Origin of the sequence: Testudinibacter aquarius (assembly GCF_004342725.1) — a bacterium.
In the GTDB taxonomy this organism is placed as follows: Bacteria; Pseudomonadota; Gammaproteobacteria; order Enterobacterales; family Pasteurellaceae; genus Chelonobacter; species Chelonobacter aquarius.
In genome coordinates, this window is record NZ_SMCP01000008.1 from 42777 (window position 1) to 67351 (window position 24575).

Genomic DNA, 24575 nt, shown 5'->3' on the forward strand with positions numbered 1-24575 from the left:
CCTATTTTCTGTAATTTAGATATGATTAAAAGTATCAGTTTTGTTAATATTAATGAGGTCAGTTTCAACATTCAGAATAACTGTAAAAACAACCATAAGAAGAATAATGATGCCAACATTACAGCAAAACGCATTTCAACATATGGCTTTTGCATTGAATAAAGCGGAAAAAGAGCCTTTATATTCACAGCTATATCAACAAATTAAACAGCAAATCAGTTGTGGGCGCTTGGTGTATGGTGAAAAATTACCGTCAAAACGCAAAATTGCCGATTATCTGAACATCAGTCAAAGTACGGTCGAAAATGCCTATGGTCAGCTGTTGGCAGAAGGCTATATTGAAGCCAAAGCACGCTGTGGTTTTTTTGTCAGTTTTCAAGCCGAGCAGTTTGCATTGAGCAATCAAGCAACTCAGCCTCAAACAGCAAGCAAGGCCTCGCAACATTTCCGCTATGATTTTAATCCGGATCAAGTGGATATGGCGCACTTTCCTTTTGCACGCATGAAGAAACAGGTCAAGAAACTATGGGATCAAGCCAGCCGAATTTTGTCCAGCCAAAGTGAAAAACCGGGCGAAATTGTTTTACGCGAGCAGATTCGTGACTATCTTTATGCTTCCAGAGGGGTAAGTTGCAGCATTGATCAGATTATTATCGGTGCGGGGGTAGAAACCTGTATTAGCCAACTGATTTTGTTGTTCGATCACCTTTATCCCGAGCAATGCGTAAACTATGCGATGGAGCAATATGGCTATCCGATGGTGGCGCAATTGCTGCGGGTGTTTAATAAAAATCTGATACGATTGCCACTGACTGATGAGAACCTCAAAGTGGATTTTCAACGCTTACTACAAAGTGCGGTCAATGTTTTTTATGTGACGCCGTCACATCAATATCCCTATGGTTCGGTGTTATCCATCAACGAACGTTTGCAACTGTTACAATGGGCGAACCAGCAAGCGGATCGCTATATTATTGAAGATGATTACGATAGTGAGTTTCGTTATAAAGGCAAACCGATTCCGGCTTTACAGCAGTTGGATAACCTTATGACAGAGCAGGGCAAAGTGATCTATTTGGGGTCGTTTTCCAAATTATTAATGCCATCGTTGCGAATGACGTTTATGGTGCTTCCACAGCAACTCTTACCGATTTATAACCGCACTTGTGGTTTGTTCAACTCTACTGTGCCGCGCTTAAACCAATATTTGATCGCCCAATTTATGCAATCCGGTGAGTTTGAGAAACATATTCATCGAATGCGAACGCATTATCGCAAAAAAATGGAACTGCTGTGTCAGCTGTTGCAACCTTATACCAATTATATCCGTTATTATGGCGAACAGTCTGGGTTTTATCTGCTATTAGATTTATATACCGAAACCCGTTCGCTTGCACAATTACAGACTTTAGCTGCCAACGTGGGGATCAAGCTGTATCCGCTGCCCGATAGCGATAAAAAATACTTTTCGTTAGGTTTTGGTAATTTAAGTCAGCAGCAACTGCAACAAGCTATTCCTTTGTTAATGCACACATGGGGCTACGTTGATGTTTAGCTGGCCAGTTTCAGTAACTCTTTAGCATTCGCCAATGTGGTAGTAGTTACCTCACTGCCGCTAAGCAATCGAGAAAGAGCATAAACCCGCTCTTTGTTATCAAGTGCGGCCATTTCGGTTATTGTTGTGCCGTCTTGGGTTGATTTTTGTACGCTGAAATGCTGATGTCCGTAAGCGGCAACTTGTGGTAAATGGGTGACACACAAAATTTGGCATTTTTGTGCCAGCTGGCGCATCAGTTTACCGACAACCGTGGCGGTTGCGCCGCTGATGCCGACATCAACTTCATCGAAAACGAGAGTAGGGGTCGCCAATTTATCGGCAGTCAGCACCTGAATCGCTAATGCAATGCGCGAAAGTTCGCCACCGGAGGCAATTTTAGCCAACGGTTGCGATAACTGTCCCAAGTTGCTGCGTAACATAAACACGATCTCGTCGGCACCCAATACACTGATACTGTCCGGATTATGTTTAACCACCACTTCAAATTCAGCATTTTCCATCGCCAATTGTTTAATCAATGCAGTGATTTGTTCAGATAGTTTTTGTGCACCCTGTAAACGGGATTGGTGTAGCGTCTGGCTGATCTGAGTTAACTCTGATACCGCACTTTCAAGCTGTTGCTGCAGTTGTTGCTCTTCGGCACTGATGTCTGTTAAATTTGCCAATTGCTGTTTTAATTCAGCGTGATGCCGGTGTAATTGTTCGGGGCTGATATGGTGTTTTTTAGCTAATTGTAATGCAGTGCCTAACCGTTGTTCCACTTCAGCCAACAAATAGGGATCCTGCTCGATTTCTGAAGTCAGGGTTTGCAATTCGGAGGAAGCCTCCTGTACTTGGATCAGTGCCTCTTGCAACAGACTTGCTAAATTATGATATTGTCCGTTCAACTGTGATAACTCTTCACAGTAACGCTCTGCTTTATTTAACATCGCTTCAATATTTACTGTTTCATTGTCGCTGAGCAGCATACCGATTGACTGTGACAGTTGGGTAATCTGTTCTGCGTTTGCCAGACAACGCTGTTGTTGCTCTAACTGCAAATATTCATCAGGTTGCAAATTAAATTCATTCAGTTCTTCCACTTGGTATTGCAAGAGTTGTTTTTTGGCTTCATTTTCCGCTAATTGCTGCTGAAATTGTTTCAGTTGCTGTTTTGCCTGTTTCCAGTGCTGATATGCTTGCGCCATCTGCTGCAATGATGCTTGGTTATGGCAAAACTGATCCAACAGTAGCAACTGCTCTTCACTTTTTAATAAGCGCTGTGAACTGTGTTGCCCGTTGATTTGAATCAGCAACGCCCCCAACTCACGCAGTTGTGCCGCTGGAACCGGACAGTTATTGATAAACGCTTTCGAGCGACCATCATTGCGGATCACACGACGCAACGTACAACATTTCGGTGTATCCATATCTTCCAGTTCATGTTGCTGTAGCCATGTTAAAGCAGGAGAATTATTACTGAGCTGAAAAGTGGCTCTGATCTCGCCACGCTCTTGCCCATGACGGATCATACTGCTCTCGACTCGCTCCCCCAGACACAGTCCTAGCGCATCCATTGCAATGGATTTTCCAGCCCCGGTTTCACCCGTGATCACACTCATTCCGGCCTGCAGCGCCAAATCGAGCTGATTAACGATAGCAAAATTATTAATATTTAGATGGGTCAACATGGCAAGCCTCAGACTTCAAGATAATACTGGTTATTCATACAGTAAATATAATACTGTTTTTTTATACAGTAAAGTACTTTTTTTAGGTTATTTGATAAAACCGCACTTGAGAGGGGGAGAACAACAGGCTCTAAGGCTAATAATAAAAAAATCCCGCCACTTGGGTGACGAGATCTGCTGGAATGATACCGCACTTTAATCAAAGTGCGGTTAGACAGTTACTGTTGTGTTGCTTGAATAGCAGTTAAGGCAATGGTGTAAACAATGTCATCAACCAACGCACCACGTGACAGATCGTTGACTGGTTTACGCATACCTTGCAGCATTGGGCCGATAGAAACTAAGTCGGCAGAGCGTTGTACTGCTTTATAGGTGGTGTTTCCGGTGTTCAAATCCGGGAAGATAAACACAGTGGCTTTACCGGCAACCGGTGAGTTCGGCGCTTTGGAGCGAGCCACATCTTCCATCACCGCCGCATCATATTGTAACGGACCATCGATAATCAGATCAGGCCGTTTTTCTTGTGCCAAGCGGGTAGCTTCACGCACTTTATCCACATCAGAACCTTGACCGGAAGAACCGGTAGAGTAGGAGATCATCGCGACTTTCGGCGCAATGCCAAAGGCTTTGGCTGAATCGGCAGATTGAATCGCAATTTCAGCCAATTGTTCTGCAGTTGGATCCGGATTGACCGCACAGTCACCATAAACCAAGACTTGATCCGGCAGTAACATAAAGAAAATTGAAGATACAATTGAGTTGCCCGGTGCAGTTTTAATAATCTGCATTGGTGGACGAATAGTGTTTGCTGTGGTGTGAACCGCACCAGAAACCAAGCCGTCAACTTCGCCAGATTCCAACATCATCGTGCCCAGGACTACGTTATCTTGCAATTGCTCTTCGGCAACCACTTCGGTCATGCCTTTGTTTTTACGCAGTTCAACTAAGCGTGCAACATAGTTTTGACGCACCATTTTAGGGTCAATAATGGTGATGCCTTTGCCTAACTGCACCCCTTGTGATTCAGCAACACGGTTTACCTCTTCTGGGCTTGCCAGTAAAATACATTCCGCAATTCCGCGCTCGGCACAAATAGCGGCAGCTCTAACCGTACGTGGCTCATCGCCCTCCGGCAACACAATCCGTTTTTTGGCACTGCGCGCCAATTCAGTCAATTGATAGCGGAATGCCGGCGGTGACAGACGACGTAAACGAGGCGAAGTACCGACCAAGCTGTCGATGAACTGGGCATTATATTGCTCACTGGTGAACTGTTTAATGGTTTCAATCCGTTCTGCATCGTCCGGTGGTACTTCCAAATTAAAACTTTGCAAATTGAGTGAAGTTTGCCAAGTGTTGCCTTCTACGCGGATGACCGGCAGGCCGGTTTCAAAGGCTTGCTGACATAACTTACTGATTTGATTATCGATTTTATAACCACCCGTCAGTACTAATGCCCCGATTTTCACCCCGTTCATAGCCGCCAACGCAGCTGCCACCAAAACATCCGGACGGTCGGCTGAAGTCACCAACAAGCTACCCGCACGGAAATGTTCCACCATATTTGGCAAGCTGCGAGCGCAGAAGGTGATGCCGTTGATACGACGGGTTTTGATTTCCCCTTCATAAATCACATGCGCATTCAAATGCTTAGCAATATCAATCGCACGTGTTGCGATCAGCTCCGCATTCCAAGGAATGCTGGCAATGAGTGACAATGGACTTTTGGAGAACAGGTGACGAACTTCGTTAATTGAACTTTCGTTCTCTTTGAAAGACTCAAATATTTCGCTGAGATCTGGACGGGTGCGTCCACTTTGGTCGACCGGCGCATTAAATTTATTGACTACAACCCCTAATAAATTCGGATTGTTGCGCCCACCAAAACTGCTTGCTGTCGCTTCAAGACGTTCAATCAGCTGACTCGGAGTATCGGTGCCCGGTGCGGCAACTAATATAATTTCAGCATCTAACGCTTGTGAAATTTCATAGTTTACCCCAGTGGCATACGCACTTTTACTAGTTGGAATTAAACCTTCGACAATGATCAGTTCGTTTTTAGCACTTAATTGCTGATGACGTGCCACAATTTTTTCTAACAGAATATCCGATTGATTTTGACCAATCAGGTATTCCGCTTCACTCAGCATAATCGGTTCGGCGATATCCAAAGTTGAGCTACTGCGTAAAATTGAGGTAGTACGGTCAATTTTATCTTCTCCGCTGCTCGGTTGCGAAATCGGTTTCATAAACCCAATTTTGGCGCCTTTTTGTTCTAGTGCATGCACCAGACCCAAGCTGACACTGGTTAAACCGACGCCGGCACTGACTGGGATTAAAATGATAGTACGGGACATAATAAAGCCTTTTAAATGATCGAATGAAAACTGCCGACTAGGTCGGCAGTAGAGATATTTTATTTTACTGCTAAACGGGCAGTATCTTGGGCAATAACCAATTCTTCATTGGTTGGAATCACCAAAGAAACAGGGGAGTTGTCGCTGGTGATTTTACCGGATTTGCCGAAACGTGCCGCTAAGTTGCGTTCTTGATCCAATTCATAGCCAAACAGTTTCAAGTGCGCTAAGGTTAACTCGCGGATCAACGCAGAGTTTTCACCAATGCCGCCGGTAAATACCACTGCATCCAAACGCTCACCAATAACCGCCATATAAGAACCGATATATTTGGCAAGACGGTAGCTGTAAACATCAATCGCACGCTTCGCATCCTCTTTGGCTTGGTAGTTATCTTCCGCATAACGACAATCGCTGGTGACTTCGGTCAAGCCCAATAAACCGGATTTTTTGGTTAATGTGGTTTCGATCTCTTCCATTTTCATCCCTAGCGTATTGTATAGATAGAAAATGATTGCAGGATCGATGTCGCCGGAACGCGTTCCCATTACCAAACCTTCCAACGGGGTAAGACCCATGGAGGTGTCGATACATTCACCGTGACGAATCGCAGCAACCGAGCCGCCGTTGCCTAAATGGCAGGTGATCACATTGACTTTGTCCGCCGGAATATTCAATTCTTTCGCTACTTCGCGACTGACATAGTAATGGCTGGTACCGTGTGCGCCGTAGCGACGAACGCCGTGTTCTTTATATAGAGAATAAGGCAGGGCATATAAGTAAGCCTCTTGCGGCATCGTTTGGTGGAAAGCGGTGTCGAAAACAGCGACATTTTTTGTTTTCAATTCCGGGAAAGCTTTAAAAGCTTCTTCAATACCGATTAAATGTGCCGGATTATGCAGTGGTGCAAATTGTGCGGCATTACGGATACCTTCGATAACGCTGTCATTGATCAACGTAGAGCGGGTAAACTGCTCGCCACCGTGGACAATACGGTGTCCGATCGCAACAATACTTTCTTTTAATCCTGCGTCTTGTGGTAAAATCTGGTTCACGATAAAGTCCAGCGCTTCGCTATGTGCTGCGCCGGCGCCCAAATCGGCATTCCCTTTTTCACCGTTCAGTTTCCATTTGATACGCGCATCATCCAAATGAAACGCTTCCGCCAAACCAGACAATTTTTCATCGCCGGATTGAGGATCCAAAATCGCAAATTTTAAAGATGAGCTGCCGCAATTGAGCACCAGGATCAAGTTTTGTGACATAATGATTAACCTATTTTCATGTTGATTAAAGAAAGGCGCGTGAAGCGCAAGAAAATTATCTTTAATAGGATACACTTTTGATAGAATAAAATAAATTGCAATTCGGAGAAAACCGAGCAAAACTTGATTTTATACCGTTTAACCGCACTTTAACCACATTAATACGACCAAAGCAGGTATTTTTAAGAAGACAAAATGAGAACATTAAAACGAGGGCAGCGTTATCTGGAAAGCTGGCCGATGCAAGCGAAATTAGGTAGCATTTTCCCTGAGAATCGGGTTATACGTGCTGTGCGTTTTGCACAAAAAGCGATGCCGGCCGTTGCGGTATTAACGGTCGTGTGGCAACAAATAACTCTGCCAAGTAGTCAAATGGCGCTTGCCGCTGCGGTTTTAACCGCACTTTTCGCGTTGAGTATTCCTTTACAAGGATTGTGGTGGCTTGGAAAACGCTCAGCACAACCACTGCCTGACAGCACGCAGCAAGCCTATCAAAAAATAGTTAAACAACTGGCAGCGCATACTCAATATCAGGCCGTATCACAACCGACTTTTATGGATTTAGCACAATGTCTGAAGAAAGCCGACAAATATTTATCGGCTGATTTTTGGGATACGTTATAGCTATAAAAAACAGGCTCTGATGTTATAGCCTGAAAGGCAGTCGATGAAAAGTGCGGTTAAAATAGATCAAGGCATCGCCTTGTGTAACTTTAATCCGCTCAATTCGCACAAAAAAAACGCTGTGCGTACCGATTTGATTTTCTTCTACAATTTCTCCTTCTAAAATTGCGAGGGCTTGTTTTAAAATGGGAGCACCGTGCTCAGAATGTTGCCACACCTCCCAGGCTAACCGCTCTTGCATACTGCTATCACCCATTGCTGCAAAATGTAGTGCCAATTCCTGCTGTGAGGCGTTGAGAATATTAATTGCCACCTTCCGATTTTGCCTAACGATGTCATGTAGCTCACTGCCTTGATTGATACAAACCAACAGCGTAGCGGGGGAGTCTGTGACAGAAGAGACGGAAGAAACCGTCAATCCTACCGTACCGGCCGTTCCGGCGCTGGTTAAAATGCTGACTGCCGAAGCTAGGTTTGCCATGGCATTGCGAAAATGTTGTTGTTCTGAATTCAATCTATCCAAAGTAAAATCCACCAATTTTAGGGGCTGTTGATGTTTGTTTATATTTTGAGTTGTCGTTTAAAATTAACCAAATTATAACAAAAATACAACCAAAGAAACGGCTTTTTTAATTGGTGTATTTTTTGAACATGAAGTATGATTATAGCATGTTATAAATTCATTATGATGGTAAAAAATGTTAGATCACAGTGCATTAACACAGATGTACCCGCTTATCGTCACGCCAAGCCATGATGGTAAATATTTTCATAATTATGTCACCTCATTACTCAATTTAACCGAACATGCACATTCTGTCGGACTTCGATTTCAGGTTTTAATGCAGCGCGGTGAGAGTTTAATCACTCGAGCGCGCAATAATGCCGTTGCGGAATTTATGGCAAATCCGACATGGACGCATTTGTGCTGGATTGATTCCGATATTGGTTTTGAACCCAATGCTTTTTTCCGTTTGTTATTATCCGATTATGAGATTGCTGCCGGTGTTTATCCGTTAAAGCACGAACAGTTTCCTAGCCATATTTTTCCAGAAATGAGCCGCCAACAATTTGAAAGCGCCAGCACTCGCTATACCATCAATATCGATAAAGCAGATGAAAACAATCAAGTGAATTTGAATATTCTTCCGAGTGGTTTTCTTGAAATGGCTGAAGCACCGACGGGGTTTATGTCGATTAAGCGTTCGGTTTTTGAGCAAATGATGGCATTTTATCCGGCGCTAAAATATGTGCCTGATTCTATCGGGGTAGAGGATAACGGTTTTCACTACCGCTTATTTGATGTGATGGTTGAACCGGAAAGTCGGCGATATTTATCGGAAGATTACGGTTTTTGCTATCTGTGGCGACAGATGGGCGGCAAAGTTTATATTGATTGCCAATCCAATTTGAGCCATCAAGGCATAAAGCTGTATACCGGTAATTTTGCCCATTCGCTAAAACATCATTTATGCAATGCCATTGGTGCGCCTGTAGGTGCCGAAATGCGTTTAAATGGTATGGAATATTTAAAAACTAGTTTAACGCCGTAGTGCGAAAAAGAGTCATAGTCCTGCGGATTATGTTTAAAATGAGAGAAAAATATGAATATCCTTATTGATTTTGACGGAACCTGTGTGACTCACCAATTTCCGCAAATAGGCGAAGAAGTTGGTGCAGCGCAAGTTTTACGAGATTTAGTAAAAAACGGGCATAATTTGATTTTATTTACCATGCGAGCAGAAGATTGCTATCTGGATGAGGCCTTGGATTGGTTTCAGAAAAACAAAATTAAACTTTATGGAATCAATGTGAATCCAGAACAGCATAAGTTTACCCGTTCACCTAAAGCCTATGGAGATTTGCTCATTGATGACATCTCGTTAGGAATTAAAAAATTACACTGTCACTTTAATCGACCTTGCGTAGATTGGAAATGGGTATCGGAAGAATTAGGTAAACAAGGGTTACTGACAGCAGAACAAATTAAGCAATATAACTTTAGCATGCAAGGTTATTTATAGGATTTGATAAAAACCGTAGAATTAAAAACTTAGAATAAAAAGATACGCCAAAAAAAGGCGTATTTTTTAGCGTTCAATAAAGCAAGCGCGGTAGTGAAAAACATCTTTAAGCCTTCCTTACAACCATTATCTCCGTTTAATAACCATCTATTATTTTCATCCCAAAAATCGCTTAGGGCGCCTTTCCAAAGTGCCTTTTGTTGATTTTTATGCTTGTGTGTAACTCTGTGATTTATTTAATCCGTAGCGGTTACTAACCGTATAACTCATTTCGTATAATGTATATTATGTTAAATTTAATAAAACAGTAAGTCACTTTTATGTCACATCGATTGCCCTGTTGATGCCGTAATTGGATAACCGCTGTTATTCGCAAAAATAACGGTTTGATATCGAATCCAAATCAGACTGGATCAAGATGAAATATGCGTTAGCTAAAACAACGGATTATGAAGTTATGTTGATAACTAAAACTGCCCAAAATAAAATCCGAGTACCGTTTTATCCGCTATTACGATATGCCCTCAATTCAGCCTAAAAATATAAAATGCCATTGTTCGATTTTAATAAAATAAGAATAGTTATGATTTCTTTATATATTAATTACTTACCCTTAAACTGCTATCTTTTTACTTTTTTTTGGCGTATCATCAATAAAGTTCCTACTATCACATTACATAAATTTGATAGTTTTATTTAAATAATTGATTCAAAATAAATTTTTCAAAAGGACATCAATATGCTAGAGAAAAAAGTAATCAATAAGCTAAATGAACAGATAAATTTGGAATTCTACTCTTCCAATTTATATCTACAGATGAGCGCATGGTGCTCTCAAAAAGGATTCGAAGGTGCAGCTCAATTTTTGTTGAGACATGCCGATGAAGAGATGCAACACATGCAAAAGCTGTTTCAATACCTGAATGACACTGGCATCATGCCTGTGTTAGGCGAATTGGATGCACCACCTGCCGACTTCTCCTCTTTGCGCGAAATTTTCGAATTAACACTCGAACATGAAAAGTTAGTGACTAAAAAAATTAATAAACTGGTGGAAGTCACCTTTGAATGCGGTGATCAGTCCAGTTTTAATTTCTTGCAATGGTATGTAGCAGAACAACATGAAGAAGAGAAACTGTTCAACAGTATTTTAGATAAATTCAATTTATTAGGTGATTCAGGCTTATCCCTGTATTTCTTGGATAAAGAATTGGCAGCCCTGTAAAACTGAACCTTGGAGATTATATTATGTTATCGAAAAAAATTATTGATGATCTGAACGCACAGCTTAATTTGGAATTCTTTTCTTCCAATTTATACCTACAAATGAGCGCATGGTGTGAAAAGAAAGGCTTTCCTGGTGCCGCTCAGTTTTTATTGGCGCATGCTGATGAAGAAATGCAACATATGCGTCGTTTATTCACTTATTTAACCGAAACAGGCGCCTTGGCGGTAATTGGTAAAATTGAAGCACCACAACAACAGTTTTCTTCTCTGAAAGAAGTTTTCGAATTGACCTACGAACATGAAAAACTAGTCACCTCGAAAATTAATGAATTGGTCGATACCACATTTAAAGAAAAAGACTTCTCTTCTTTCAATTTCTTACAATGGTATGTAGCAGAACAGCACGAAGAAGAAAAATTATTTAGCGGCATTTTAGATAAATTTAACCTAGTCGGCACTGATGGACGCGGTTTATATCACATTGATGCTGATTTGGCTGGATTAGCGGTAGAAACTACGGCTAGCGAAGTGACACAATAGTGACGTTGTCACAATAATACGTACTAAAAAGGGTAGAACCGTCAGGCACTACCCTTTTATTATGCCTATTTATTCAAAATAGTATTGATAATAACCTACTGATAACAATAAGTGCGGTATAAAAACGCAGCCAACAAAATTGCCAGTGCAATCAGTAGTTGGAACAGTCTTTTTTTGGTTAATTTCTCCGCCGCCATTTTATCTCCACAAACTCTCTATTTTAATACTTCTTATATAGATTGAATAATGCTAGAATTATTGAGATAGATCAATTTATTTCTCAATAAAGGTGTAATAAAAATGCCCTCAACCAATATTTCTGCGGTACGTATTCAATCCGGTGGCTGTGCTATTCATTGTCAGGACTGTAGTATCAGCACACTTTGCATTCCGTTCACTCTGAATAATCAAGAGCTGGATCAACTGGATAATATTATTGAGCGCAAAAAACCGATTCAAAAATCGCAAATCATGTTTAAAGCCGGTGATCCATTGCGTTCACTATATGCGATTCGCTCCGGTACCATCAAAACCTATACCATCAGCGAAACAGGTGAAGAGCAAATCACCTCGTTTCACTTGCCCGGCGATTTAGTCGGCTTTGACGCCATTACCGATATGCGGCATCCAAGTTTTGCTCAAGCATTGGAAACCGCGATGGTATGCGAAATTCCGTTTGATATTCTAGATGATCTCGCCGGAAAAATGCCAAAATTGAGACAACAAATCATGCGTTTAATGAGCAGCGAAATCAAAAGCGATCAGGCGATGATTCTGTTGTTATCAAAAATGAATGCCGAAGAACGATTAGCCGCCTTCATCAATAATTTATCTCAGCGCTACTCTGCACGCGGCTTTTCGTCTAAAGAATTCGGGCTGACGATGACCCGCGGTGATATTGCCAACTATTTGGGACTGACTGTCGAAACCATCAGCCGTTTATTAGGACGTTTTAAAAAGAACGGTATCCTTTCAGTACAGGGGAAATTTATTACGATTACTGACCTTGAAAAGCTTCGTGCGTTAGCCGATTCTACCAAATGTAAAGGCTCATAATCGAAAAAATTACCCGATATACATTGTTGTGTGCTAAAAGTGTAGTAAAATATCCTCCTTAGTGTTCTCCCATTAGAACTCGGAGGTGATTTGTATGCGTTTCAATAATATCTTAGTGGTTATCGATCCGATGCTGGAAACCCAGCCTAGCCTTTTGCGTGCATTACATTTGGCAAAACAGCTGAAAAAAGCCGATATCCGCGCTAAATTAACACTGTTCTTATCTCTCTACGATTTTTCGTTTGAAATGAGTGCCATGCTATCTGCTGAAGAGCGGGAAAGCATGCACGAAGGTATTATCAGTCAGAAAAAAGAGTGGCTGGAAGAACTAATTCAACAAACTATCCCGGCAGATTCAGGCATTGAAATTGACACTACGGTAGTATGGAAAAGCCGCGATTATGAAGCGATTCTTGAACAGGTTAAACTGAAAAATCACGATTTGGTGGTTAAAGTGGCAAAACCGGCTGAAGGTTTGGATGCGCTGATCTTCACGCCAACCGACTGGCAACTATTGCGTAAATGCCCTTGCCCTATTCTGATTGTCAAAGAACATGAATGGCAACCCGAAGGTCGGATTCTGGTTGCAGTGAACGTTGCTGATGACGAAGAATACCATGATATCCTGAATAAAAAATTGGTTGATGCCAGCCTTGATTTGGCTAAGGTATTGGCGGCAGGCAATATTCATCTGGCGACTGCCTACCCTACTACACCGGTCAATATGGCGATCGATCTGCCTGAATTTAATCCGAATGCCTATACAGACAGCATCCGTGGTCAGCATTTGATTAACATGAAAGCATTACGTCAGCATTATTGCATTAACGAAGATCATACGCATGTGGAAGAAGGGCTACCGGAAGAGGTTATTCCGCAAGTTGCTGAAAAAATTAAAGCAGAATTAGTGGTTTTGGGCACGATTGGACGTACCGGTTTATCGGCTGCGTTTTTGGGCAATACTGCTGAGCATGTTATTGGTCGTTTGAATTGTGATGTGCTGGCGATAAAACCCGATCCTTATGAATTGGAACAGATGAACAATAGTCAGGATTAATTCGATATTTCTGCAAAAGCTTCCTTTCCCGGAAGCTTTTGTATTTCTGCTTAAATTCAAGACTATTCTAGGGTCTGTGTTCTAATGTATTTTGCCGCAACCGCACTTTGATTGCTAATAATTATCAATAACTGATTATTTATTAGTCAACGCCTATCATAGCTATCCATAATTGCGATTAGCATCAAAAGAAGCTAACACCTATACTTTATGCGTGAATAACATATTACTATTTATTAAGGAGAAATATTATGACAACAAATATTGGATTAGATGTGGGAAAGTCACAAGCCCTCGCCGAAAAATTAAACGTTTTACTGGCAAATTATCAAGTTTTTTACATGAATGTACGTGGCTATCACTGGAATATTACCGGTCCTAACTTTTTCGAATTGCATGTTAAATTTGAAGAGATTTATGATAACTTGGTGATCAAAATTGATGAAATCGCTGAGCGGATTTTAACGCTGGGGCAACGTCCGTTGCACTCTTTCCAAGACTACTTGGCAATCTCCGGCATTCAGTCTCACACCAATGCGGTTACCGACACGCAAACCTTGCAAGGTACGTTGGACGGTTTTAAAGCATTATTAGTGCTACAGCGGGATATTTTGTTTTTAGCCGGTGAAGCGGATGATGAGGGGACAGCTTCACAAATGAGTGACTATATCAAAGAGCAGGAAAAACTTATTTGGATGTTGAATGCAGTTTCTGTACGCTAATTTAAACAAGATAATATAACTAAAAAAGAGGCGTGGTGATATCACTACGCCTCTTTTTTTGACTAATAGGGTCTGTTGATCTTTGTTTATATTTTGAGTTGTCGTTTAAAATAAGCACAATCTAGGCGTAAGCCGAAATCAATAGCGGGACTATTGATGAGGGTTACAACGACGAGTGTGCTTATTTTAAACACAATCCGCAGGACTATGACGCTTTTTCGCCACTACGGCGTTAAAAGCCGTTCGTTTAGAATCACTAAACTTCACAACTTTTGCCTTATTATTGGCGAAAATAGTGGCGAAAAATAGTCTATAGCTCAAATTATAAACAAAGATCAACAGACCCTAATGTTTATGGCTAAATTAACGCAGAATCAAGATCGGTTTGCGGCTGTAACGTGCCACTTTAACCGTGTTTGAACTTAGCCCTTCTTTATTATCATCTTTCGATGCCATCATAATAATAAGATCGACATTTTTTTCTTCAGCAACTCGATTCACTTCTTCATAAATTGTACCGTAAGCCACGATATGTTGCACTTTACTCTCTTGTGGGAACACATCTCGGGTAAATTCATGCAATTTTTTATTGGCTTCCGCCAGCACTTCTTTATCAAAATTAGTAGGTAAAAACGAGGAAACAATACTGTTACTCGGTGCCGACACAATACCGGCAACACGATAAATAGTATCTGGATTATTCCTCGTCATTTCAAGTGCGGTTTCCGCCAATTTTTTGGCTAGCGGAATATACCCCAGATCAATCACAATTAAGATATTCTTAAACATCAATTCACTCTCCCTTTTACGATTCGATTTTACGACGGCGTCGGATTTGATTGAATCCTAAGCCGAATAATAACAATAATGCCGGAATAAACATCCATTCTTTGGCGAGTGTATTGTGACGCGGTAACGCAACATACAAAATAGTTTGATCCCAGCTTAAGCCGGCTTTTTCTGCTGCTGAATCCATTTGTGCCTCATCAATGATGATTTTATGCGTCATTTCGCCATCAACTTCAATCTGCTCTCCCGTATCTAATAAGGTTAAGCCCAGATTCTGGATCCGCTCTTCTCCGCTATTGCCCTGTGGAACATTCAATTTTGCGAAAAACTCAATCGGTGTACCATATTGGTTGATGCCTGCGACTTTTAAGGTCATCGACTCCCCTACTGGCGCATGGGCAATTTCCTGCGCAATGTTGATTGGCTCAATATGACGTTCAGTTGGCGAAATATAATTCATGAAGAACCCAGGGCGGAACAGCATAAAGGTGATTAGCAGCAATAATACAGTTTCCCACCACTTGGTATGATCAAAGAAGTAGCGCATTGAAGCTGCGGTAAATGCCAATATGGCTATTGTGGCGATAATAAACACCATCATACCTTTGGTAAAACCAACATCAATCAATAACAAATCCGTATTGAAAATAAACAAGAACGGTAAAATAGCGGTACGCAAACTGTAACCGAATGCCACCAAACCGGTCTTGATCGGATTACCACCGGATACCGCTGCCGCCGCAAAAGAAGCTAAACCGACCGGCGGGGTCACATCCGCCATAATTCCGAAGTAGAAAACAAAGAGATGCACTGCGACCAATGGCACTATTAAACCGTTTTGACGCCCAACTTCCACAATCACGGTTGCCATTAAGGACGATACCACAATATAGTTGGCGGTTGTCGGCAAGCCCATCCCCAGAATCAAGCTGAACATCGCGACCAAAACCAACATTAACAGAATATTACCCATGGATAAAAATTCGATAATGCTGGATAGCTGTACGCCAAAACCGGTTAATGCCACCACCCCAACGATAATCCCGGCGGTTGCGGTCGCAATCCCGATACCGATCATATTGCGAGCACCACTTTCCAAACCGGTGATCAAATCATTCAATCCCTGTTTGGTTGCCGCCGCAATTTCACCTTGGCGGCGATATAACTGTAAAATCGGTCTTTGTGTCAATAGAATAAAACAGAGCGCTAAGCTGCCCCAAAACGCCGACAGCCCCGGTGACATTCTTTCAACCATCAAACACCAGATCAAAATCACCACCGGCAATAAAAAATGCAGTCCGGCGTTCACGGTAGGTTTAACCGAAGGCAATTTCACTACCGGCGAATTCGGATCATCAATTTCCAAATCGTCAAATTTAGCCACCCGTTTTAATAACAGGAGATAAACCAGCCCCACTAAGGTTGATACAATGGCTAAAGCGTGATCTGGCGATAGCGTTTTTATCCATGACAAGCCATACTCAATGATAAAATACACGACACAGATAGTAATAAAGCTGCCTAATCCGCGTAATACGCTAATCACCCAAGGTTTGGCGGCATCCGCTCTTTCCAAACCTTTCAGATCCATTTTGCAGGCTTCCAAATGTACAATATACACTAAGGCAATATAAGAAATAATCGCTGGCAGGAAAGCGTGGGTAATCAGCTGACTGTACGGCATATTGACATATTCAATCATCAAAAATGCAGCAGCGCCCATCACCGGCGGCATGATTTGCCCATTGACCGAAGATGCCACCTCTACTGCCCCCGCTTTTTCTGCAGAAAAACCGACCCGTTTCATCATGGGAATGGTAAAGGTTCCCGTGGTTACCACATTTGCAATTGAAGAACCGGAGATCAAGCCGGTCAAGCCGGAGGCTACCACCGCCGCCTTTGCCGGTCCACCACGAAAATGCCCTAAAAAGGCAAAGGCGGTTTTGATAAAATAGTTTCCTGCCCCGGCTTTATCCAACAACGCACCAAATAATACAAACAGGAACACATACTTGGTGGAAACACCAAGTGCTACGCCAAATACTCCTTCCGTGGTGATCCATTGTTGATTGATGATATGCGACAAACTGCCGGTTCTGTGGCTGACAATCCAGCTGGACGGAAAGTATTGTCCAAAATAGTTATACAGCAAAAATACACTGGCAATAATCACCAATGGCAAGCCTAAACTACGACGACAGGCTTCCAACAATAATAAAATCCCGACAATCCCGACAATAATATCTTGCGTATTCGGCGAGCCAAAACGTGTCACCAGTTCACCATAAAAAAACAGGTAATAGGAGGCACAGAAGGTGGCAGCAAAAGCAAAAATCCAATCTAAAATCGGTACATGGTGGATTGGTGAAGATTTAAACGCCGGATAGGAGAGATAGGCTAGAAACAGCGCAAATGCCAGATGGATTGAGCGAGCTTTAGTATCATCAAACACCACGTTGATCGAACCCAATCCTACTGAACGTAGCATTTCTTGAAACACAAACGGCAAAGGGGAAGCATAATAAATTTGAAATAACGACCAAAGAATGGCAACCGCAAAAATCAATTTTTTTGTAAAGCCATAGGGATTGCGACCGCCGGAGTCGTTTGCCGCCACCATGTCTTGCAGATCGTCTTGGTCAAAGGTTTTATTGGTTTTGTCTAACATAGTCCTTTTCCCTGTTAAGTTGTAGGTTTAAACAGCAAAGGCAGGGAAATCCCCTGCCTTTAATAAAATGAAGCAAGCTAAGAAAAATTACATCCAGCCTCTTTCTTTATAATAACGCACCGCACCATCGTGTAATGGCGCAGACAGTGCATTTTTAATCATTTCATCTTCTTTCAGGTTTGCAAATGCCGGGTGTAAACGTTTAAAGCGATCAAAATTATCGAACACCGCTTTCACGACCGCATAAACCTGATCATCACTCACATCGGTAGACGTCACCAACGTCGCATAAACCCCAAAGGTATTGGTCGGGTTATCCGAGCCCGCATACAAACCGCCCGGAATCACTGCTTTAGCATAATAACTGTGATCGGCAACCAATTTGTCAATCGCTTCGCCTTCAACCGGCACTAAATGCGCCGCACAAGATGCCGCAGCCTCTTTCAGTGCCCCGTTCGGGTGGCCAACGTTATAAGTGATTGCATCGAGATTGTTATCACACATCACTGATGCCATTTCTGCCGGCTTCAATTCGGAAGCGACTTTAAATGCAGAATCGTCCCAGCCTTTAGCAGCTAAAATTACGTTCATGGTTGCCCGCGTGCCGGAACCCGGATCACCCACATTGACACGTTTTCCTTTCAGATCATCAAAGGATTGAATACCGGAGTCGTCACGCGCCATCACCGTAAACGGCTCTGGGTGAATCGAGAACACCGCTCTTAACTTATCATTTTTCTTGCCTTCAAACGAGCTGGTGCCGTTATAGGCATGATATTGCCAGTCTGATTGAGCAATCCCCATATCTAATTGCTTTCCGGCAATCGCATTTAAATTAGCAACTGAGGCGCCGGTGGAAGGAGCATTACATTTGATGCCGCTTTTCGCTGAATCACGGTTAACCAACTGGCAAATGGATTGTCCCACGACATAATAAACACCGGTTTGTCCGCCGGTTCCGATGGTAACAAATTGTTCAGCAGCCATAACAGCGGTAGATGACGCCATTAATCCGGCAACGAACGATAATTTAAAAAGTTGTTTCATGTATAGCACTCCTTCTAAATTGTGATCTGTCAAAATACAGATTTATAAGTGTAATTGCATAGCATTAAGTCAGCGGCAGTGCGACTTGCCTGCTAACATATACAAAGGTTATATAAATTGCAACTACAATTGCAAAACAGGATTTGTTTTAACAATGAATTTGCTATTTATTTAGTCATAATTTAATAAATATCGTGATCATTAATTTTCCATTTAAAAATATTTAGCATCCGTTGCCAATTTTGATCAACCTCGGCACAAATTGTTATTTTCTGCCCGCTTATCGGGTGTTCAAAGCAGATTTTATGCGCATGCAGCATTAAGCCACTGCACCCCAGATGCTCACTAAAAGTGCGGTTTTGGCGTAAATCCCCATAAGCCGAATCGCCGATGATCGGATGATGCAAGTGCTTCATATGACGCCTTAATTGATGTTTACGACCGGTTTGCGGCAACAATTTCACCAGACTATAACGGGCGCTGGCATAGCGTCCGGCAGGATACGGCATTTCGATTTGCGCTAAAGTTTGGTAATCGGTGACCGCACTTTGAGCCGCTTTTTCCGGCTGACTGAATTTATCGGCAATTTTATCCAACTGCTCTTTTAACGGATAATCAATTCTGCCCTGCCCGCACAAAAAACCCCGCACCACCGCCAAATAGCTTTTTTCAATTTGTTTTTGTTCGAATTGTCGGCTGAGACAACGAGCAGACTCTTGATTCAGCGCCAACACCAATACACCGGATGTCGGACGATCTAAACGATGAACCGTATAAACGTGTTGCCCGATTTGATCACGCAAGGTCTGCATCAAAAAACGGGTTTCATGCTTATCCAGCCAGCTGCGATGTACTAGCATGCCTGCCGGTTTATTGACAGCAATAATGTCCTCGTCACAATACAAAATTTGCAAAATCGGCGACGGTGCTGTTGTCTGCTCTCCACTGTCAAAGTCAAAGTGCGGTTTATGCTGGCTCATTTAGCAGACTTTCTATGTCGATTAATGGGGATAACAACAACTCAAGTTGGGCAATATCGTTCATTGCCTCTTCCAGATAAGGCGTAATGGCAATTTTGCTAGGCAGTGGCGCCTCAGCATCCAACAACGCGTGCATACGCGGAATAAAAATCCATTGCAGCCACTCATACGGCTCCAAAGTATCTAAATGGAACGGTTGCTCGCTCTGCAACCGCTCTTGTTCCGGTGGTGAGCTTTGCCATAAAGCCAATTGCTGTAAATTATGTTGCAACTGCTGCAAATGTTGGCGTACTTTATCCTCTTGCGACATCATGCTTTCTCCTTAAAATTTGGTATGCCTATTGTAATTCAACTATTGCGCAAGTTCTGCAAAAAAAGAGAGCCAAGCCAAACTTTATGTTACAATTTCGTCCAATTTCAATCAGAAACGTCAACAAGGAATCAGATGGCAACCTATCACCACAGCAGTTTAGATCAACTAACACTCGGCAAACAAACCGATTATCACAGTGAATATGATCCGCGTTTACTACAAGCGGTACCCCGTAGTTTAAACCGAGATAGTTTGGGGATCAGTTCGCAGCAGCCGTTTAATTGTGGTGCTGATATTTGGACTGCCTATGAAATTTCGTGGCTGAATGCCAAAGGCTTACCACAAGTGGCAATCGGTGATATTTATTTGAATTTTCAAAGTAAAAATCTTATCGAATCGAAAAGTTTTAAGCTCTATTTAAACAGCTTCAATCAAAGCCGTTTTGACAGCCTGCAACAGGTAGAAAGTCTGATTCAACAAGATTTAGCCGTTTGTGCCCAAGGTGAAGTCCAAGTGCGGTTACGCCCATTAGATGCCTATCAAAATCAAACCATCGATTATTTTCAAGGCGAATGTATTGATTATCAAGATATTGAGATTGACAGCTATGAATTCCAACCGCAGTTGTTGCAACATTGTACGACAGCAGAACAGGTTGATGAAGTGTTGGTCAGCCATCTGCTGAAATCCAACTGCTTGATTACCAATCAGCCGGATTGGGGCAGCGTACAAATTGAATATCAAGGTGCTAAAATCAATCGCGAGGCGTTGCTGCGTTATTTGGTATCGTTCCGCCAGCACAATGAGTTTCACGAGCAGTGCGTCGAACGGATTTTTTGTGATCTGGTGCACTATGCCAAACCCACGAAGCTGAAAGTGTATGCCCGTTATACCCGACGTGGTGGATTGGACATCAATCCTTATCGGGCAAACTACCCGCTTGAGCTGCAAAATCAGCGGTTAGCACGTCAATAATCGTCTTAATAGGCGTTTCAAACATAAAAAACCCAACAATAAATAATGTGAATACAAAAGGAGAAAACATGAGCTCACACATTGTGAACCCGAAAGGCAGCATGGATCAACTTTCCCATCTTGAAGTTGAATTGCTGAAAAATGGTGTTTGTAATCTCTATCAACTCTATCGTAACTGCTCTTTGGCAGTGCTGAATTCCGGTGCAATTACCGACGACAGCCGTGTTCTGTTGGGAATGTACGAAGACTTTGAAATTGAATTGATCGCTAAAGAGCGCGGAGTTTCGTTATTGTTGCACAATCCGCCAGAATCGGCTTTTGTGGATGATAAGGTGATCCGCAATATTCAGTATCATCTGTTTGCGGTACTGCGGGATATTTTATTTGTCAATGTCATCACTAAACAACATTCGTTTCAACAAGCTGAAAATTCAAATAACATTACCAATTATATTTTTACCATTCTGCGTAATGCCAAAGCGCTGATTGTCGGCGAATATCCGTCATTGGTGGTCTGCTGGGGCGGGCACTCGATTAATGAGATTGAATACCGCTATTGCCGCGCAGTCGGTTTGCAATTGGGGCTGCGTGAACTCAATATCATCACCGGTTGCGGACCGGGCGTGATGGAAGCGCCAATGAAAGGCGCGGCAATCGGACATGCCAACCAACGTTTCAAAAACAGCCGTTTTATCGGCATCACCGAACCGTCGATTATCGCCTCTGAGCCGCCAAATCCGATTGTGAATGAGCTGATTATCATGCCGGACATTGAAAAACGGCTTGAAGCCTTTGTGCGCATGGGACACTGTATTCTGGTTTTTCCGGGCGGCCCGGGCACATTTGAAGAACTGCTCTATTTAATCGGGATCAAGCTCAATCCGGCAAATAAAGACGCGCAACTGCCGCTGTTTTTAACCGGCCCGAAAGAAAGCGCGGATTACTTCAACACCATTGATCGCTTTATCGGCGAAGTCTTTGGTGCCGAAGCGCAAGCCTTGTATGAAATTATTATCGACGATCCGGAACAAATTGCGCGCAAAGTCAGTGCGCACATGAAAACCATCAAAAAAGTGCGGGCGCAAACCAACGATTCTTACGGTTTCAACTGGACATTGACGATTCCAGCGGATTTCCAAAATCCGTTTGAGCCGACCCATGAGAATATGAGCAATCTGGATTTGCATTTGGAACAAAGCAAAGAAAGCCTTGCCGCCAATCTGCGTCGTGTATTTTCGGGGATTGTAGCAGGCAATATCAAACCGGATACCATAGAGCTGATTGAAAAACATGGTGAGTTTGAACTGCACGGCGACCCGATTTTAATGGAGAAAATAGATCGAGTGCTACAAGATTTCGTCGATCAGCACCGCATGAAACTGCCGGGCGGCGAGGCCTATCAGCCTTGTTATCGCATTATTAAATAGCTTTCTCGCTGACCGCACTTTTACCATGAAAGTGCGGTTACAACACAATCCCACCAATCACGCCACACCCTAGCACCAACGCCCAAGCCGGCAGTTTCCAAGAGTTCAGCAATAAAAATGCCAACAACGCAATACTGAAATCCATCGCATCAAAAATGGCTTTCTGCCAGATCGGTTGGTAAAACGCCGCCAATAAAATGCCGACTACTGCAGCGTTCACCGCCGCAAGTGCGGCTTGGGCTTGCGCCTGGTGACGAAGTTTTTCCCAAAACGGTAAGGCGGCAATTAACAGTAAAAATGACGGGATAAAAATCATCACCAGACAAAACAAACCGCTTAACCAAGGTGAACCGTCTGCACCGATAGCGCTGCCCAAAAAGGCAGCGAAGGTGAATAACGGACCGGGAACCGCTTGCGTCGCACCGTAACCGGCTAAAAAGGTATCATCACTCAGCCAACCATTGCCCAACATTTCAGCTTGTAGTAAAGGTAATACAACATGCCCGCCGCCAAATACCAATGAACCGGCGCGGTAAAACGAATCTGCCATTTGCAGCCAAGGATTCGCGCTCCACGCTGCCAATAACGGTAAGCCAATTAACAGCAGTAAAAATACACTAAAGATCACAAGTGCGGTATGTTGCTGTGTTGACCGCACTTGTGGCAGTGCTTGAACTGCATTATCTGTTACAGTTGGCAGAAAACGGCTGCCAATAACGGCGGCAACGATAATCACAGCGACTTGCCCCCATGCATTCGCTAATAACAATACCGCGATGGCAGACAATATCATGATTGTGGCTCGAATTCGATCGGTTACCAAATTTTTTCCCATACCCCAAATGGCGTGCGCCACAATCGCTACCGCAGCAATTTTCAAGCCGTGTAAAACCCCGCTCGGCAACAGATTACCATAATGATTGATGCCGACGGCAAAGAGCATTAACGCGGTAGCCGACGGCAAGGTAAAAGCAAGCCAAGCCGCAATAGCACCTGGATATCCGCCTTTTAACAAGCCAATCGCAAAACCAACCTGACTGCTGGCTGGGCCGGGTAAAAACTGACATAAGGCAACTAAATCCGCATAATCTTTTTCACTTAACCACTTTTGACGCGTGACAAATGCCTCGCGAAAATAGCCTAAATGCGCAATCGGTCCGCCGAATGAGGTTAAGCCTAGAACTAAAAATGTCAAAAAAATGGTTTTGATGCTAGATTTGGAATCTTGTTTTCTCTTAAACATGATCATAACCTTATTTTATTAGGATTAACGCTCTTAATTTATGAGGCGAAAAAAAGGTGAAATGGAATTATCTCAATAATTTTCTGATTGATAAGTATTTTACCTTCCCTTGCTCTGATGTGTTAATTGAGTTTTGTTTGATACCATCGAACACTTTTGTTTGATGCTAACAAACAAAAGTGTTTGCTACAATCTGCCGTTTCTATAAATCAGTAATACAAAAAAGTGCGGTCAACTTTTCAGTCAAACCGCACTTGGTATGGTTAGTTTCTCAAACCGATACCTCGGTTAATCAAATAATAGGCAAACCCGTAAAGTAAGGAGATAAACAAAATTAATACCGAAAAGGTGTAGTACAACGCAATATCGCTGACACCCAAAAAGCCATAACGGAAACCGTTGATCATATACACAATCGGGTTCAGTTTCGATACGCCTTGCCAAAATGCCGGCAGCAGTGAAATCGAATAGAAGATGCCTCCCAGATAGGTCAACGGTGTCAACACAAACGTTGGGATAATGCTGATATCGTCAAACGAGCGGGCAAACACCGCATTGATCAGTCCGCCAAGGGCAAAGGCAGCACTGGTCATCAGCAGTGTTACAATCACAACCGGCCAAGAATGAAGTTCCAACGGAATAAACAGCAACGAAACGATAGTGACTAAACTGCCGACTAAGATACCGCGCGTCATACCGCCGGCAACGTAGCCCCAGATAATAATATGAGTTGAGGTTGGTGAAACCAATAGTTCTTCAACATTGCGTGCAAATTTAGTGCTGTAAAACGAAGAGGCGACATTGGAAAATGAATTGGTGATCACCGACATCATGATTAAGCCCGGCACGATAAACTGCATATAGCTGTAGCCGCCCATTTCACCGATGCGGTTGCCGATCAGCTGCCCAAAAATCACGAAATAGAGCGTCATGGTGATGACCGGCGGTACTAATGTTTGTACCCAAATCCGCATAAAACGGTGAATCTCTTTGTTTAAAATAGTTTTAAATGCAATCCAAGACAGTGACATCA

At 42.8% G+C, this 24575-nt stretch carries 22 protein-coding genes; 11 read left to right on the top strand and 11 right to left on the bottom strand.

The window, feature by feature from the left end:
* Positions 1-106: 106 nt before the first annotated feature.
* On the top strand, positions 107-1555 hold the full coding sequence (gene pdxR, locus EDC16_RS09060) for a MocR-like pyridoxine biosynthesis transcription factor PdxR (protein ID WP_132967536.1): 1449 nt from the start codon (positions 107-109) through the stop codon (positions 1553-1555).
* Here the strand turns inward: pdxR and recN are convergent.
* The 3 genes from recN to EDC16_RS09075 form a co-directional block, all read right to left on the bottom strand.
* Positions 1552-3228 carry a DNA repair protein RecN gene (recN, locus tag EDC16_RS09065; RefSeq protein ID WP_132967537.1) on the bottom strand — a complete coding sequence of 559 codons (1677 nt, stop codon included), beginning with the start codon at positions 3226-3228 and terminating at the stop codon, positions 1552-1554. The genes pdxR and recN overlap by 4 nt on opposite strands.
* A gap of 218 nt (positions 3229-3446) precedes the next feature.
* Positions 3447-5585 (bottom strand): phosphate acetyltransferase, encoded by a 2139-nt coding sequence (gene pta, locus EDC16_RS09070; RefSeq protein WP_132967538.1) that lies wholly within the window; start codon positions 5583-5585, stop codon positions 3447-3449.
* A gap of 59 nt (positions 5586-5644) precedes the next feature.
* On the bottom strand, positions 5645-6850 hold the full coding sequence (locus EDC16_RS09075) for an acetate kinase (protein WP_132967539.1): 1206 nt from the start codon (positions 6848-6850) through the stop codon (positions 5645-5647).
* A 195-nt stretch (positions 6851-7045) separates the two neighbouring features.
* On the opposite strand from EDC16_RS09075, the gene yfbV reads away from it, so the two are divergent.
* The gene (gene yfbV / locus EDC16_RS09080) at positions 7046-7474 is read left to right on the top strand and encodes a terminus macrodomain insulation protein YfbV (protein ID WP_132967540.1); all 429 of its coding nucleotides are present in this window, start codon (positions 7046-7048) and stop codon (positions 7472-7474) included.
* Between the two features lie 22 nt (positions 7475-7496).
* Here the strand turns inward: yfbV and EDC16_RS09085 are convergent, their stop codons facing one another.
* Complete coding sequence (locus tag EDC16_RS09085; RefSeq protein ID WP_132967596.1) at positions 7497-7955, bottom strand: flavin reductase; 459 nt, start codon at positions 7953-7955, stop codon at positions 7497-7499.
* A 217-nt stretch (positions 7956-8172) separates the two neighbouring features.
* Between EDC16_RS09085 and EDC16_RS09090 the strand changes: the two genes are divergently transcribed.
* From EDC16_RS09090 to EDC16_RS09120, 7 genes are all read left to right on the top strand, one after another.
* Positions 8173-9027: a hypothetical protein gene (locus EDC16_RS09090; protein WP_132967541.1), complete on the top strand. Its 855-nt coding sequence runs from the start codon at positions 8173-8175 to the stop codon at positions 9025-9027.
* A 51-nt stretch (positions 9028-9078) separates the two neighbouring features.
* Positions 9079-9498, top strand: coding sequence for a hypothetical protein (locus tag EDC16_RS09095; protein WP_132967542.1), 420 nt, complete (start codon positions 9079-9081; stop codon positions 9496-9498).
* 739 nt (positions 9499-10237) lie between these two features.
* The gene (gene ftnA / locus EDC16_RS09100; RefSeq protein ID WP_132967543.1) at positions 10238-10723 is read left to right on the top strand and encodes a non-heme ferritin; all 486 of its coding nucleotides are present in this window, start codon (positions 10238-10240) and stop codon (positions 10721-10723) included.
* Between the two features lie 23 nt (positions 10724-10746).
* Positions 10747-11265 (top strand): non-heme ferritin, encoded by a 519-nt coding sequence (gene ftnA, locus EDC16_RS09105; protein WP_132967544.1) that lies wholly within the window; start codon positions 10747-10749, stop codon positions 11263-11265.
* 300 nt (positions 11266-11565) lie between these two features.
* The gene (locus EDC16_RS09110) at positions 11566-12321 is read left to right on the top strand and encodes an FNR family transcription factor (protein WP_132967545.1); all 756 of its coding nucleotides are present in this window, start codon (positions 11566-11568) and stop codon (positions 12319-12321) included.
* Positions 12322-12415: 94 nt separating this feature from the next.
* Positions 12416-13378: a universal stress protein UspE gene (gene uspE, locus EDC16_RS09115; RefSeq protein WP_132967546.1), complete on the top strand. Its 963-nt coding sequence runs from the start codon at positions 12416-12418 to the stop codon at positions 13376-13378.
* Positions 13379-13629: 251 nt separating this feature from the next.
* Complete coding sequence (locus tag EDC16_RS09120; protein ID WP_132967547.1) at positions 13630-14100, top strand: Dps family protein; 471 nt, start codon at positions 13630-13632, stop codon at positions 14098-14100.
* A gap of 363 nt (positions 14101-14463) precedes the next feature.
* Here the strand turns inward: EDC16_RS09120 and EDC16_RS09125 are convergent, their stop codons facing one another.
* From EDC16_RS09125 to EDC16_RS09145, 5 genes are all read right to left on the bottom strand, one after another.
* Positions 14464-14889, bottom strand: coding sequence for a universal stress protein (locus EDC16_RS09125; RefSeq protein WP_132967548.1), 426 nt, complete (start codon positions 14887-14889; stop codon positions 14464-14466).
* A 16-nt stretch (positions 14890-14905) separates the two neighbouring features.
* On the bottom strand, positions 14906-17557 hold the full coding sequence (locus EDC16_RS09130) for a TRAP transporter permease (protein ID WP_132967549.1): 2652 nt from the start codon (positions 17555-17557) through the stop codon (positions 14906-14908).
* An 87-nt stretch (positions 17558-17644) separates the two neighbouring features.
* Entirely contained in the window at positions 17645-18604 is a 960-nt protein-coding gene (locus EDC16_RS09135; protein ID WP_132967550.1) for a TAXI family TRAP transporter solute-binding subunit, read from the bottom strand.
* Positions 18605-18786: 182 nt separating this feature from the next.
* Positions 18787-19521 carry a tRNA pseudouridine(65) synthase TruC gene (gene truC, locus EDC16_RS09140; protein WP_176551961.1) on the bottom strand — a complete coding sequence of 245 codons (735 nt, stop codon included), beginning with the start codon at positions 19519-19521 and terminating at the stop codon, positions 18787-18789.
* 49 nt (positions 19522-19570) lie between these two features.
* Positions 19571-19894, bottom strand: a complete 324-nt coding sequence (locus EDC16_RS09145) for a YqcC family protein (protein WP_132967597.1) — start codon at positions 19892-19894, stop codon at positions 19571-19573.
* Between the two features lie 135 nt (positions 19895-20029).
* Here EDC16_RS09145 and queF point away from each other — a divergent pair, with 135 nt between their 5' ends.
* Positions 20030-20872: an NADPH-dependent 7-cyano-7-deazaguanine reductase QueF gene (gene queF / locus EDC16_RS09150; protein WP_132967552.1), complete on the top strand. Its 843-nt coding sequence runs from the start codon at positions 20030-20032 to the stop codon at positions 20870-20872.
* Between the two features lie 68 nt (positions 20873-20940).
* The gene (gene ppnN, locus EDC16_RS09155; protein ID WP_132967553.1) at positions 20941-22299 is read left to right on the top strand and encodes a nucleotide 5'-monophosphate nucleosidase PpnN; all 1359 of its coding nucleotides are present in this window, start codon (positions 20941-20943) and stop codon (positions 22297-22299) included.
* 37 nt (positions 22300-22336) lie between these two features.
* On the opposite strand, the gene chrA is transcribed toward ppnN, so the two are convergent.
* Both chrA and EDC16_RS09165 read right to left on the bottom strand, forming a co-directional pair.
* Positions 22337-23542 (bottom strand): chromate efflux transporter, encoded by a 1206-nt coding sequence (gene chrA, locus EDC16_RS09160; RefSeq protein WP_132967554.1) that lies wholly within the window; start codon positions 23540-23542, stop codon positions 22337-22339.
* Positions 23543-23805: 263 nt separating this feature from the next.
* On the bottom strand, positions 23806-24573 hold the full coding sequence (locus tag EDC16_RS09165) for an ABC transporter permease (RefSeq protein ID WP_176551960.1): 768 nt from the start codon (positions 24571-24573) through the stop codon (positions 23806-23808).
* Positions 24574-24575: the final 2 nt, after the last annotated feature.

Coding starts and splice junctions, on each gene's coding strand:
- recN (WP_132967537.1), bottom strand. CDS start 3,228: ATGTTGACCCATCTAAATATTAATAATTTTGCTATCGTTAATCAGCTC.
- queF (WP_132967552.1), top strand. CDS start 20,030: ATGGCAACCTATCACCACAGCAGTTTAGATCAACTAACACTCGGCAAA.
- ftnA (WP_132967544.1), top strand. CDS start 10,747: ATGTTATCGAAAAAAATTATTGATGATCTGAACGCACAGCTTAATTTG.
- EDC16_RS09075 (WP_132967539.1), bottom strand. CDS start 6,850: ATGTCACAAAACTTGATCCTGGTGCTCAATTGCGGCAGCTCATCTTTA.
- EDC16_RS09110 (WP_132967545.1), top strand. CDS start 11,566: ATGCCCTCAACCAATATTTCTGCGGTACGTATTCAATCCGGTGGCTGT.
- EDC16_RS09135 (WP_132967550.1), bottom strand. CDS start 18,604: ATGAAACAACTTTTTAAATTATCGTTCGTTGCCGGATTAATGGCGTCA.
- EDC16_RS09090 (WP_132967541.1), top strand. CDS start 8,173: ATGTTAGATCACAGTGCATTAACACAGATGTACCCGCTTATCGTCACG.
- yfbV (WP_132967540.1), top strand. CDS start 7,046: ATGAGAACATTAAAACGAGGGCAGCGTTATCTGGAAAGCTGGCCGATG.
- EDC16_RS09120 (WP_132967547.1), top strand. CDS start 13,630: ATGACAACAAATATTGGATTAGATGTGGGAAAGTCACAAGCCCTCGCC.
- ppnN (WP_132967553.1), top strand. CDS start 20,941: ATGAGCTCACACATTGTGAACCCGAAAGGCAGCATGGATCAACTTTCC.
- EDC16_RS09125 (WP_132967548.1), bottom strand. CDS start 14,889: ATGTTTAAGAATATCTTAATTGTGATTGATCTGGGGTATATTCCGCTA.
- EDC16_RS09165 (WP_176551960.1), bottom strand. CDS start 24,573: ATGTCACTGTCTTGGATTGCATTTAAAACTATTTTAAACAAAGAGATT.
- ftnA (WP_132967543.1), top strand. CDS start 10,238: ATGCTAGAGAAAAAAGTAATCAATAAGCTAAATGAACAGATAAATTTG.
- uspE (WP_132967546.1), top strand. CDS start 12,416: ATGCGTTTCAATAATATCTTAGTGGTTATCGATCCGATGCTGGAAACC.
- EDC16_RS09130 (WP_132967549.1), bottom strand. CDS start 17,557: ATGTTAGACAAAACCAATAAAACCTTTGACCAAGACGATCTGCAAGAC.
- pdxR (WP_132967536.1), top strand. CDS start 107: ATGATGCCAACATTACAGCAAAACGCATTTCAACATATGGCTTTTGCA.
- EDC16_RS09095 (WP_132967542.1), top strand. CDS start 9,079: ATGAATATCCTTATTGATTTTGACGGAACCTGTGTGACTCACCAATTT.
- EDC16_RS09085 (WP_132967596.1), bottom strand. CDS start 7,955: ATGGCAAACCTAGCTTCGGCAGTCAGCATTTTAACCAGCGCCGGAACG.
- pta (WP_132967538.1), bottom strand. CDS start 5,585: ATGTCCCGTACTATCATTTTAATCCCAGTCAGTGCCGGCGTCGGTTTA.
- chrA (WP_132967554.1), bottom strand. CDS start 23,542: ATGTTTAAGAGAAAACAAGATTCCAAATCTAGCATCAAAACCATTTTT.
- EDC16_RS09145 (WP_132967597.1), bottom strand. CDS start 19,894: ATGTCGCAAGAGGATAAAGTACGCCAACATTTGCAGCAGTTGCAACAT.